The following is a 12,200-nucleotide window of genomic DNA, read 5'->3' on the forward strand; positions in this document are numbered from 1 at the left end:
TAGACATGCGAGCAACCACCAACGAACAATTCCTGGCCGATTTCCAGGCCATGTCCGCCAACGGCTCCACTCCGGGCGGCGGCGTGGAGCGGCAGGCGGCCAGTGCTGGCGATAACCTCAACCGCGCCTGGTTCCACGAGGTCCTGGAATCCCTCGGGGCGCGGGTTATCTACGACGAAATTGGGAACCAGTACGGGCTCTTTGAGCTGGCCCCCGGCGCCGAGTATGTGGGCTTGGGATCGCACCTGGATTCACAACCCTTGGCCGGACGCTTCGACGGTGCTTATGGCGTGCTGGCCGCCGCCCATGCGGCCGGGCGGGTGGCGCAATCGGGAGCCAAGGCGCGCTATAACCTGGCGGTCATCAACTGGTTCAACGAGGAGGGCTCGCGCTTTGCACCCTCCATGATGGGCAGCTCCGTGTTTGTGGGGACGCTGGCGCTTGATGACGCCCACTGCGCCACCGACCTTGCCGGCGTCACCGTCGCGCAAGCCCAGGAGGAAGCGGGCTGGTCCCCGCGTGGCGAGGCTCCGAAGCTCGCGGCCTATGCGGAGATTCACGTCGAGCAAGGTAAGGAACTTGAAGCTGCCGGCAACACGATTGGTTTGGTCACCGCCACGTGGGGCGCGAAGAAATTCCAAGCGGTGGTCTCCGGTGAACAGGGTCATACCGGTTCCACTCTCATGGCCGATAGGAAGGACGCGCTCTTCGGTGCCTCCCTCATCATTGCTTCAGTGGAGCGCTTGACCCATGAATTCGATGAAGGCCAGCTGCAAGCCTCGGTTTCGCAGTTAACGCTGGAGCCGAATTCGCCGGTAACCATCGCCCGCGAGGTGCGCTTCAATGTCGATGTGCGCTCGCCGTCCACGGAGGTGCTGGACAAGGCGCAGGCGCGCCTGCAGGAGATTATCGCCGACGCAGAAGAAGAATCCCGCACCTCGGTTGAGCTCACCCCGACGCACGAGTGGGCGCTCAACCCTTACCCGGCCGCCGGCGTGGAATTAGCCCGTGAGGTCGTGCAGGAGCTCGGGTATCCGCACCAAGAGATTTACACGGTGGCCGGGCATGACTCGACCAACCTGAAAGAGGTGGTGCCGACGGTCATGCTCTTCATCCCATCCGTCGACGGCATCTCGCACAACGAAAAGGAGTTCACCACGGAGGAAGACTGCGTGGCCGGCGTGGACGTGTTGACGCACGTGGCGCAGCGCATCGTGGAATCCGGGTGCGGCGAGCGCTAGTCGTTATCGCTCCACGGTTCATACCCGAAGGCCTTCATCGCGATTTCGAATCCGCGCTTCATTGCTTTCAGCTCTTCCTCGCTGTGCTCGTAGGTGCGCAGGCGCACCGGGCCGGTGAGGGGGACGTGGAGCAAGAAGTGCTGGCCTTCCTCGGTGATGCTGCACAGGCGGCGGCGAAGATCTTCCGGATCATCATCGATGGAGATAAGCTCATCGCGCACCAAGCGCTTGACCGCTTGCCCGATGGTGGCGGGCTGCCATCCCAACTCCTTGCGCAGCTGCAGGATGGGGATGGGGCTCTTCTTATCGATGAGCCGGAGAAGCGAAAGATGGGAGCCGGTGATCCCGTATTCGCGGCGCGCTTCCGTGTCGAACCGCGCGCGGGCGCGCTCGAAGCGGCGATATTCCGCAATGGTCTCATCGATTAGCTCATTTTTGCTCACGCGATCCAGCGTAAGAGTTGGGGACTCGCGTCCGCAAATGTTTACGTTGACAACCCTAACCAAAGGTGGAGGGATCGATGGGCCGTTGCGAGCGAGGGAGGTTCTCCACCACGAGGCGGTAGGAGTCCGTCACGAGTTCGGCCAGCAGCTGCGGGGTGAGGTTGGCGTCGGGATACACGGAAACCCAATGGCGCTTATTCATGTGGTAGCCAGGTGCGATGAAGGAATACTCTCTGCGCAGCGCTTCGCCATCGAGGGGCTCGACCTTGAGGATGGCTTGCTGGGAACCAGTCACGGCGGTGAGAAGTAGGAAGACCTTGCCGCGTACCTTAAAGACGTCCCAGTCCGGCCCGAAGGGGTATGTCAGCGTGGCGCCGGGAAGCTCCGCAGCGCGTGCGGTGGCGCAGGCATGGAGGTCTAGGGCAGCGGTGCTCATGAGGTCCACACTAGGTGAAAACACCGTTGGGCCCCTTTTTCGATTTCTCGAAGAAAGGGGCCCAACGGCGTCTCTATCAAGTCCCTCCGTGTATCGGCCACTGGCCGCCCTCTGGAGGGTGAGGGGTTCTCTCTCTCGCATGCGCTCTCTCAAACGCACAAGAATGAGTATGGCGGGCGACGCTGGATTCACCATGTGGTCTCCCTGGCAGTTTTCTACTAGTCAAAACCGCCGCTAATCAAAGCGCGCGGGCCGCTTCTCCAGGAAAGCCATGACGCCTTCCTTGTGGCCTGCCGAATCCATCTGTGCGTACTGCGTGGGCTCCTCCCAGGCGAGCTGCTCATCGAGCTGCCCCAGTGCGGTGCGGTTGATGGCTTCCTTGGCCTTGGCCAGGGCGTCACGTGGCGCGATATGCAGGCGTTGGGCTAGCTGCAGCGCGGCCTCGAGGGCTTGGCCCTGGGGCGCGCGCTTGGCGACGATCCCAGCCGCCTCCGCTTCGGCGACGCCGAGCTTGTCCTGCAGCAGTGCCAAGGCAAGAGCGCGGTGGCGCCCCACGGAGGCGAGTGCGGTGAGGCTTACGCCGCCGTCTGGGATGAGGCCGATCTTGCCGAAGGGCAGCGTGAAGTAAGATTGCTCGCCGGCCACGATGAGATCGCAGGCGAAGGCCAGCGATGCCCCAGCGCCGGCGGCTGCGCCTTCGACCGCGGCGATGACGGGAACCTCGGCGGCCTGGATTTCGGTGACGAGCGCGTTGAGCTGCGGCAGCATCGTCGACTCAGCCGGGTTGGGGGTCTCGCCCGACTGCTGCGCTGCAGCCGCAGCCTGTGCCGCCGCCACGATGTCCGCGCCCGCGCAGAAGGCGGTCTCATCACCGGTGATGATGAGGGCGCGGATGGAGGAGTCTTGGGAGGCGTCGCCAAGCGCGGCCGAGAGCGCTTCGCAGTGTTCCTTGGCAATGGCGTTGCGCCGCGCGGAGTTGTTGATCTGGGCGATAAGTGCGGAGCCTTCGCGGCGGGTGAGGATGGCGTCGGTCATGGTTAGTCCTTAACGAGTTCGGTGAGGGAGGAAATGATGCGCTGGGCATCGGCGGAAATGCGGGAGACGATCTCGGAGCACGGGGCGACGTCGTGGATAAGCCCCTGCGAGGTACCACAGGTCCACACGCCCGCATCCAAGTCACCGGTCTCGTAGACCGCGCGGCCGCGCTTGCCGGCAACGAGGTGGCGGATATCGCCGAACTCCGCGCCTTGAGCGAGGCGCTCGGCTACCTCATCGCTCACGGCATTCTTGGCCACGCGGGTGGAATTGCGCAGCTCCCGGAGGATGAGCTGGGTATCCAGCTCGGAGCGTTCCACGATGGCCTGCTTGACGTTCTCGTGCACCGGCGCCTCTGCGGAGGCTACGAAGCGGGTGCCCATGTTGATGCCCTCGGCGCCCAAAGCGAGCGCGGCGGCCAGGCCGCGGCCATCCGCGAAACCGCCCGAGGCGATGATGGGGATATCGAGTTGATCCGCGGCGGCGGGGATGAGGACTAGGCCCGGGATGTCATCCTCGCCAGGGTGGCCAGCGCATTCGAAGCCATCGATGCTGACGATGTCCACGCCTACCTTTTGCGCGCTGAGCGCGTGGCGCACGGAGGTGCACTTGTGGATGACGGTGATACCCGCGTCCTTGAAGGCCGGCATGTGCTCCTTGGGATTGTTGCCGGCGGTTTCGGCGATCTTTACGCCTTCTTCGATGATGACGTCGCGGTACTCCGCATAGGGCGGCGGGGTAATCGCCGGCAGCATGGTGAGGTTGACGCCGAAGGGCTTGTCTGTGAGCTCGCGGGTGCGGCGGATCTCGTGGCGGAGATCCTCCGGGGTGGGCTGGGTGAGCGCGGTGACGACGCCGAGGCCGCCGGCGTTGGATACAGCGGCGGCGAGCTCGGCGCGGCCGACCCACTGCATGCCGCCTTGGATGATGGGGTGAGTGATGCCGAGCATCTCGGTGACGCGGGTGGAAATCATGAGGGTGGTGCTCCTTTGTGAGTGACTAGCAATTGGAGAGAAGCGGATGGAAGTTTTGGGCGATAGGCAGTGAATGGCTATTCGGAGAAATGAGCGCGCAGGCGCTCGGTGAGGTCCTCGGGGAGGGGGATGGGGCGGCGCGCGGAGACGTCGATAAGCACCAGCGTCGCCGTGGCGAACACGCACGAGGTGCCGTCCTGGATGAGTTCGTGGGCGACCTGGTAGGAGGTGTTGCCGATGCGGGAAATCCAGACCCGCGCCTCGATGGAATCGGTGTAGGTGAGCTCGGCCTCGTACTGCACTTCGAGGGATCGCACCACGTGAGCGTAGGTATCGGTGGCGACGGGTCCGGTCAGTGCGGCGGCTGCGCGGACGCGGGCCTCCTCGAGGAGGGTGACTATCGTGGCGTTGTTGACGTGGGCGTTCGCGTCCTGGTCGGACCACCGCAAAGCGAGGGGTACCGGGATGGCGTTGGCGGGCGCGCGCATTGTTCCTCCTTGGGGGAGCGGGTAGAGTGATGCGTATTACTATACATACGAATTGTGGTTCGTTACTCGAACCGTGAGGAGAATGCCATGACGGATCTGCTGGGAATCGATGCTCTCCTGAGCGAAGAAGAAAAAGCCACGCGTGACCGCGTGGCCGCACTGGTGGATGAGCACATCCGCCCGCACGTGGTGCAGTGGTACGAGGACGCGGTGCTGCCGGAATCGATCTTCCCGGTGCTCGCGGAGGCTGGTTTGTTCGGGATGCACCTGGAAGGCTACGGCTGTGCCGGGCGCACTGCCGTGGAATACGGGCTGGCCATGCAGGAGCTAGAGGCCGGCGATTCGGGAATTCGCACGGTGGTCTCGGTGCAGGGATCGCTGGCGATGTCGGCCATTTATAAGCACGGCTCGGAGGAACAGAAGCAGCAGTGGTTGCCTAAGATGGCCGCGGGTGACGTCATCGGTTGCTTCGGGCTAACGGAGCCGACCGCCGGCTCCGACCCGGCGGGCATGGCGACGGTGGCGCGCTACCGCTCAGGCGAGTGGGTTCTGGATGGCGCGAAGCGTTGGATTGGTCTGGCGAGCGTGGCCGGGGTGGCCATTATCTGGGCCAAGGTGGACGAGGAGGATGCCTCCGCCGCCGGGGTGGAGGCGGGCGTGCGCGGGTTTATTGTGCCGACGTCTACGCCGGGTTTTAGAGCTACCCCAATCACTCGCAAGCTGTCGATGCGCGCTTCCATCCAGTGCGATATTGCGTTGGATAGTGTGACCGTGCCTGGCGACGCCCTGCTGCCCAAGCACCCTGGCCTCAAGGGGCCGTTCATGTGCCTTAATGAGGCGCGCTTCGGTATCAGCTTTGGCGCTTTGGGCGCTGCGCGCGATTCCTTGGAGGTGGCGCTGAAGTATGCCAAGGAGCGCAAGCAATTCGACCGCTCGCTGGCATCCTTCCAGCTCACGCAGCAAAAGCTGGTCGATATGGCGGTGGAGCTGAACAAGGGACAGCTGTTGGCGCTCAACTTGGGCCGTGCCAAGGACGCGGGAACGTTGGAGCCTTATCAAATCTCGGTGGGCAAGCTGGCCAACTGCCGCACCGCCATTGAGATTTGCCGCCAAGCTCGCACCATCCTGGGCGGCAACGGCGTCACGGCGGACTATTCGCCGCTGCGGCACGCCGCCAACCTGGAATCAGTGCGCACCTACGAGGGCACCGATGAGATCCACACGCTGATTCTGGGGCGCGTGCTGACGGGGGAGCAGGCGTTTAGCTAAAAGTGGCCCGAAGTCCCTTGATGAAGAGGCTTCGGGCCTAGCTGTGTTTAGTTGGCGATGAAGTACATCTGTTTATTGATGAACTCCTCGATACCAAGTGAACCAAGCTCGCGACCGAAACCTGAACGCTTGACACCACCAAAGGGGAGTTCAGGACCTTCACCAGTTGGTGTATTGACGTTGCTCATGCCAGATTCGATGCGCTCAGCAATTGCTTGGGCTCGCTTGGAGTCTTGAGAGAACACTGCTGCGCCAAGGCCGAAGACATTGTCGTTAGCTATCTCGAGCGCTTCCTCATCAGTCTTAAACTTGTAGACCGTGGCGACCGGTCCAAAGAATTCCTCATAATAGGAATCGCTACCTCGAGGGATATCTGTGATTACTGCAGGGGAGATGTAGGCGCCCTCCTCTGAGAGTTCACCACCCGCCAGCAGCTGGCCTCCAGCAGAAACAGCGCGCTCGAGCTGTTCTTTGAGGTTCTCTGCAGCGCTACGGGAAGATAGCGGGGCATACACAGTTTCCCCGGCAGTATCCGGTAGTCCTGGCTCCATTTGTTGCGCAAGATTAACTAGTTCTTGAACAAACTCGTCATAAATGTCTTCTGCGACAATAAGCCGCTTGTTTGAATTGCAGGCTTGGCCGGTGTTGTACATACGCGTACCCCAAGCGAGTTCGGCTGAAGCCTTAACATCATCCGTGTCGAGGATGACATATGGATCTGAACCTCCAAGCTCGAGTACGGCTTTCTTGAGGTGCTGGCCAGCCTGTGCACCAACGATAGCTCCGGCCCGCTCGGATCCGGTAAGAGAAACTCCTTGAACGCGGGGATCTGCGATCAAGGTAGAGATTTGCTCATGGGTAGCAAAAACATTGGTGTACACCCCTGCCGGAAGGCCGGCATCGAGAAAGATCTTTTCGATCGCCAGAGCAGAACGCGGGCAAATCTCCGCGTGTTTAAGGATGATGGTGTTTCCTGCGACAAGGTTGGGTCCTGCAAATCGCGCTACCTGGTAGTACGGGAAGTTCCACGGCATGATGCCGAGCAGAGGCCCGAATGGGCGGCGGCGAATGAATGCCTTACCGTCCGCCTCCGTAGGGATCTCTTGATCCGCGAGAAACTTCTCCGCGTTGTCCGCATAGTACTGGATGATGGCAGATGAGAACTCGGCTTCTTCAACGCCTTCCGGAAGTGGCTTCCCCATCTCTTCAGCAATGATGGCAGCGAGTTCTTCTTTGCGTTCTTCAAAGAGTGAAGCTGCCTTGGCCACAATTTCTGCTCGTTGTGAGACTGGAGTTCCAGACCATTCGGTGAAAGCTACGGAAGAAGCTTCGAGGATTGGCTCAATAGCAGCATTATCGAGAGCATCGAAAGTTTCAATGATCTTGTTGTTGACTGGATTCTGTACACGGTACTGAGACATTTTTCCTCCTAGGAAAAGTTTGGGGTTGTTGTATCTGAACTGGATTCACTACGGCTGATTACTGAGCCCGTGAAGAAATCTGGGTTGCGGAGTCGGGTAATGAACATGAGGATTAATCCGAGCACGAGGATGCTGGCGCCCAGGATGAAGACGATTCCGACCCCTCCAAGAGAAGAACCGGAACCAAAGCTCGGGTCCATGGAGTCATAAGCGGTGATGAAAAACATTAAGAGAAGGAAGCCACCGCCCAGCAACGGGCATAGAAACTTAAACAGGAAGTTCCTTACTGAAGTAAAGAGTTCTTTTCGGAAATACCACAGACAGGCAACTGCTGTGATGCCGTAATAGAAACAAATCATGAGACCAAGAGCAGCAATTGTGTCCCAAAGTGCATTCTCTGAGAGCACTCTTGTTATGGCGTAAAAGGCTCCAGAAACGACGGTTGCGACAATCGTTGCGACGGTTGGAGTTTGGAATCGTGGGCTGATTCGAGCCAATTGTGGGGGAAGAGCTTTGTAATAGCTCATCGCCAGAATCGTGCGGGCGGGGCTAACCAGCGTGGATTGCAAGGATGCAAAAGAGCTAGCTAGAACCGAGATATAAATAAGGATGGCAAATGGGCCCATAACCGGGTAAGAAAGCACTGCAAAAATTGATTCCTGATTGTCTGGGTTACCGGCGCCTAGTCCGCTTTCGCCGATGCCCGCCCATGCCATAACGGCTACCGCTGTAAGTACATACAAAATGATCGTGATGACGATGACGACGGTAGCCGCCCGGCCAGGAGTTTTTTCTGGGTTTTTCGTTTCTTCATTCATAGTTAGGGTGACATCCCAGCCCCAGAACATGAAGATGGATAGTGAGATTCCGGCAGCAACCACCGAGAAGTCCTTGATTTCAAATGGGTTGAACCAGCTGAATTGGATCGGGGTGAAATCGAATCCATCTCCGTTGTAAGCCCTCCATAATGCTGCAACATCGAAGGAGACAATTGCGATGATTTGTATTGCAACGAGGATGTATTGCATCTTCTGCGTTGTGTCCATACCTCGATACGCGACCCAAGCTGCAGCAACTAAGAACACAAGTGTGGTTGGAATATTTACCCAGAGGTTGCGTGTGAGTTCAGCGAGCTCTGGTCTACCGGCAAGCTGTGCGATGAGCAGATAGAAGAAGTCAACGGCCACTGCGGCAAGGTTCGATAGGACCAATATCGTGGCGGCGATCAGACCCCAGCCACCCATCCAACCGACCCACGGGCCGAAGGCTTTGGTCGCCCATGTAAAAGTGGTTCCTGAATCAGGAGCACGGTTGTTGAGCTCGCGGTAAGCAAAGGCCACAAGCAGCATGGGGATAAACCCCAGAATGAGAACGGCTGGAACGAAGACGCCCACGGCCGAGATGGCAGGACCGATTCCCGAAGTGAGTGTGTAAGTTGGCGCCAAACAACTAATGCCAATGACGACAGCTCCGAGCAAACCGACTTTGCCGACTGCCAATCCTTTCTCTGAAACTGCTGGTTGTTCACTCATGAGGGAGCACCTCCTTTCAGCGACATGTAGCCCGAAGGGACAACAATGGTTGGAACTGGTAAGTGCTTGAGGATTCGATGAGCAGTTGTGCCAAGGAAGAGCCGACCATCGCCGGCAATACGCGCAGAACCAAGAACTGCCACTTCGCCCTCTTCCCAGCTAAGGTTTCGCAGCGCTGACTGGACACTTGATCCCGAAGTAGTGATGCGTGACGCTTGTCCCTTGGAAACCGCTTCTTCGATTGCCTCCGAGAGTGGGAGCTCAAATCCGTGCCCGGCATCTTCTCCGGAGATCTTCAAGGTAATGATGCGTAATGGAATCTCTCGGCGGTTTGCGCGGTCGAGTCCGATTGCCGCGACATCTGATCGTCCTCGGCGCGGGCCAACAAGGGCAGAAATACTCGTTATCGGTCCTGGATATGAATAGTCTTGAGGAGCTAGCGCTACTGGTGTTTGTGCTGTGTATAGCAATGAACTGGGTACTGTACCGATGCGGAATCGGTTCAAAAGTCCGCCTGAGCGTGCTCCGACGACGATTAAATCGCACTCAAGTTTTTGCGCGGCATCATTCAAGGCAAGAGCGGGTTCTGTCCCCTCGACGACGTGCCATGTCGCAGAAATGTCAGCGGGAAGACTATTTAACGCACTGGCGAGACGCTTTTCGGTTTGTTCTCGCACAATCGCGTTGTAACCAGGATCTTGAGTCTGAACACCAAAACCTTGAGGACTAACAGGAGGAATAACCGAGACTATCTTCAGGTTGACCTGGCGCTCACGCGCGAGAGCAATTCCTAAATGGAGAGCATCATGACCGTCAGAGGTGTCGATGTATGCGACTAGCAGAGAGCCGTTAGCCCTGCGGCGCGGAAAATCGGTGGGTGGATTCATGAACAGTCACCGCTTATCCCTGCCCGAGAATCTGTTTCGCAACGGCTTCACCGATACGCACCGCGCCGTCGACGTGCTGGTAACCTGCACCAGCGATGTCAGAGGAGGAGTAATAGATCGGGCCGGTTGGTTTGTTCTGAAGATGGCCCCAACGCGATAGTCCACCCAAATCGTATGACGTTGCGTAGGCTCCGCGAGTCCATTCTTCGGCCGCCATATCGGAGAGGAAGAATGCGATTGGCTTCTTCACCTTGTCACCAAGGTAAATGGACATTGCATCGAGGATGCGCTCTTTGCGTTCTTCAGCGGGGAGAGCCCACATCTCTTCGGCGTAAACGTCGGAAACAAAGCCAACCAATGTGCCGAATGCGTCTTCTTTTCCTTCCTCACCGCCTGCGAAGTTTTTGCCGTAATTGGTGTTGTCATAGATTTCGGCAACGAGTCGATCGCCACCGAATGCAGTACCGGACAGTCCCTCTTCACGCCAGAAGGGAGTTTCATAGACTGCATGAACTTTGATGACGAGACCCATGGAAATGTGCTGATGGGCAACATGCTGTTCTCGCGGTAGGGGAGGCACGTAGGAAATGCGATTATAGAGGTTTGGCGGAACCGCAAGGATAGCGTTTTTAGCATGGACAACAGCGCGATCAGAGTAGGCAGTTACGGCTCCCGGTCCACCGTTGTTGTCCACACCATTGCGGACGTCCGCTTCAACATTGTTGGGGGCGTCTGCCGTAGAAGGATCTGGTGTAGCCCATTCGAGAGTGCGAACAGGTGAACTGAGAATGACGTCATCGCCGAGTTCCTCTGCCATCGTTATGGAAACTGACTGCATGCCGCCGGCAACTCGCTTATCAAGCAAGAAGTTTTCATCAACAAGGTTGTCGAAAGAACCAGCAGATGAAGCCATCAGAGCTGCTTGAAGTACGGAAAAGGTGCGGGAAGGCTTAGTAAGCATTCCAGAGGAAATGTAAAGCGAGATGTTGTCAATTGCCTCAGAATCGTCAGATAGGCTTTCTAACCAGTCACGGAAGGATTGGCTATCGAGTTCTTTGGCTCGTGGGTGCTCCCAAGGGGCGTTAGCGTCGACTTCCTCGGCCAGCTGATTGAGCTCAGCGATCAATCGATTCATCTCGGAGGCGGTTTCCTCTGACGTTGGGAAGGTATCTCCCTCAAATTCGTGGCGCGTGCCGTCTGGGGACACGTAGACTGACTTTCCTTCGCGGTACCGATCAAAAGTCTCGAGTCCGAGCTCTTGGACGAGTTCGGTGAGGCGCGTTTGATCGGGGGAAATCCACTGGCCGCCGATCTCAATGAAGTGTTCAGTACCTTGGTCGTCGAGTACCTTTCCGTTCCAGGTACGGCCGCCCACGCGATTGCGGGCTTCGAGAACACAGACTGATTTTCCTGCTTTCTTGAGAGTGCGGGCAGCCATTAGCCCTGAAGCACCGGCGCCGATGATTACAACATCGACTGTGCGCTCTTCGGCGTTGGGATTACCATTACGTTGCGTGACCATTGGAGCGTTTCTCCTTCGCGTGCAGTAGGTATGCGGTGAGTGAGACCTTCGTATGGACGATGGTGTTTCAACGTTAAATTAAAGGGTTTAATTTAACGTTGTGACTACAGTAACAAACGCGCGGCAAGAATTGTAGGGATCACAGTGGTAAATGTTTCGCGCCCCAAAGGGCGGCCAGTGAAAGCGCTGGTGAACCGGCAAAAAATAGCATCAGCCGCACTGCAAATTGTTGATCGCAAGGGGCTTGAATCCCTATCGATGTCAGCGGTAGCTCGGTCAATGAAGGTCAGTACCGCAGCGCTCTATAATCACATTTCGAATAAAGAAGAACTGCTGGCTCTGGTTCAAGATGACATCATCGCTAAAGTCGATACTTCGTCGCTGAAGCTCGCCCTTGCAGGGGAACTGCCAGCAGCTGATGCGCTTCGGCAATGGGCATGGTCGTATCGGGATATTCTGGCTGATAACATCCCGCTGATTCGTGTAATTACTGAGCTTCCACTTTATGGTTCGCCGCAAACGATTTCGATGTACGAATTGCTCGTCCAAGTAATTGCACTTGCTGGAGTTCCCGAACCGGAAGTTATTACGAGGCTTGTCGCAGTAGAATCTCTAGTTTTTGGATCTGCTTACGACGTTCATGCGCCTTTGAATATTTTTGAATCGCCTGGGCCTGGAGATAGCCCATTGAACAGGATGAATGACATCTACCTGGCGCAATTCCGAGAGCAGTCTTCGGAGGAGAGCGAACAATCTAAACTTCGCGCGGACAAGTCGTTTGAAACTGGTTTGGAAGCCCTGTTGGAAAAGTTCCTATCATCCGATGAGGCTTAAATTTGTGACGTCTATTTAGAGAACACAGCCCCACGGATAAACCGGATTCCATTCAGGTGCTTCTCGAATAGCTGACAAAGAAGGATGAAGTGCGAAACCCTCCCCTGCAGCTAGGGGT

Annotated in this window: 12 protein-coding genes; 3 read left to right on the plus strand and 9 right to left on the minus strand. The window is 57.7% G+C overall.

Features of this window, described 5'->3' with window-relative positions; translation table 11 throughout:
• The first annotated feature begins 5 nt into the window (after positions 1 to 5).
• Positions 6 to 1,241 carry a M20 family metallo-hydrolase gene (locus tag ACUY3D_RS01945; protein WP_448240232.1) on the plus strand — a complete coding sequence of 412 codons (1,236 nt, stop codon included), beginning with the start codon at positions 6 to 8 and terminating at the stop codon, positions 1,239 to 1,241.
• Here ACUY3D_RS01945 and ACUY3D_RS01950 read toward each other — a convergent pair.
• The 5 genes from ACUY3D_RS01950 to ACUY3D_RS01970 all read right to left on the minus strand — a co-directional run bounded on the left by ACUY3D_RS01950 (position 1,238) and on the right by ACUY3D_RS01970 (position 4,617).
• Positions 1,238 to 1,684 (minus strand): MarR family winged helix-turn-helix transcriptional regulator, encoded by a 447-nt coding sequence (locus ACUY3D_RS01950; RefSeq protein ID WP_070530955.1) that lies wholly within the window; start codon positions 1,682 to 1,684, stop codon positions 1,238 to 1,240. The two genes, ACUY3D_RS01945 and ACUY3D_RS01950, sit on opposite strands and share 4 nt — an antisense overlap.
• Before the next feature lie 55 nt (positions 1,685 to 1,739).
• Entirely contained in the window at positions 1,740 to 2,120 is a 381-nt protein-coding gene (locus ACUY3D_RS01955; protein ID WP_448240233.1) for an MmcQ/YjbR family DNA-binding protein, read from the minus strand.
• Between the two features lie 234 nt (positions 2,121 to 2,354).
• Positions 2,355 to 3,155 carry an enoyl-CoA hydratase-related protein gene (locus ACUY3D_RS01960; protein WP_448240234.1) on the minus strand — a complete coding sequence of 267 codons (801 nt, stop codon included), beginning with the start codon at positions 3,153 to 3,155 and terminating at the stop codon, positions 2,355 to 2,357.
• A gap of 2 nt (positions 3,156 to 3,157) precedes the next feature.
• Positions 3,158 to 4,129: an NAD(P)H-dependent flavin oxidoreductase gene (locus tag ACUY3D_RS01965; RefSeq protein WP_070523392.1), complete on the minus strand. Its 972-nt coding sequence runs from the start codon at positions 4,127 to 4,129 to the stop codon at positions 3,158 to 3,160.
• 77 nt (positions 4,130 to 4,206) lie between these two features.
• On the minus strand, positions 4,207 to 4,617 hold the full coding sequence (locus tag ACUY3D_RS01970; RefSeq protein WP_070523388.1) for an acyl-CoA thioesterase: 411 nt from the start codon (positions 4,615 to 4,617) through the stop codon (positions 4,207 to 4,209).
• An 87-nt stretch (positions 4,618 to 4,704) separates the two neighbouring features.
• Here ACUY3D_RS01970 and ACUY3D_RS01975 point away from each other — a divergent pair, with 87 nt between their 5' ends.
• A complete protein-coding gene (locus ACUY3D_RS01975; protein WP_448240235.1) occupies positions 4,705 to 5,886 on the plus strand; it encodes an acyl-CoA dehydrogenase family protein in 1,182 nt (393 codons plus the stop codon).
• Between the two features lie 47 nt (positions 5,887 to 5,933).
• Here ACUY3D_RS01975 and ACUY3D_RS01980 read toward each other — a convergent pair whose 3' ends face one another.
• The 4 genes from ACUY3D_RS01980 to ACUY3D_RS01995 are packed head-to-tail and all read right to left on the minus strand — an operon-like array spanning position 5,934 to position 11,248.
• Positions 5,934 to 7,307, minus strand: coding sequence for an NAD-dependent succinate-semialdehyde dehydrogenase (locus tag ACUY3D_RS01980; RefSeq protein WP_144675501.1), 1,374 nt, complete (start codon positions 7,305 to 7,307; stop codon positions 5,934 to 5,936).
• 8 nt (positions 7,308 to 7,315) lie between these two features.
• On the minus strand, positions 7,316 to 8,839 hold the full coding sequence (locus tag ACUY3D_RS01985) for an APC family permease (protein ID WP_070523379.1): 1,524 nt from the start codon (positions 8,837 to 8,839) through the stop codon (positions 7,316 to 7,318).
• The gene (locus ACUY3D_RS01990) at positions 8,836 to 9,726 is read right to left on the minus strand and encodes a universal stress protein (protein ID WP_448240236.1); all 891 of its coding nucleotides are present in this window, start codon (positions 9,724 to 9,726) and stop codon (positions 8,836 to 8,838) included. Before ACUY3D_RS01990 ends, ACUY3D_RS01985 begins: the two co-directional genes overlap by 4 nt.
• Before the next feature lie 13 nt (positions 9,727 to 9,739).
• On the minus strand, positions 9,740 to 11,248 hold the full coding sequence (locus ACUY3D_RS01995) for a flavin monoamine oxidase family protein (RefSeq protein ID WP_448240237.1): 1,509 nt from the start codon (positions 11,246 to 11,248) through the stop codon (positions 9,740 to 9,742).
• Between the two features lie 177 nt (positions 11,249 to 11,425).
• Here ACUY3D_RS01995 and ACUY3D_RS02000 point away from each other — a divergent pair, with 177 nt between their 5' ends.
• Positions 11,426 to 12,082, plus strand: a complete 657-nt coding sequence (locus ACUY3D_RS02000; RefSeq protein WP_448240238.1) for a TetR/AcrR family transcriptional regulator — start codon at positions 11,426 to 11,428, stop codon at positions 12,080 to 12,082.
• Positions 12,083 to 12,200 lie beyond the last annotated feature (118 nt).

It is taken from the genome of Corynebacterium guaraldiae (assembly GCF_053480195.1).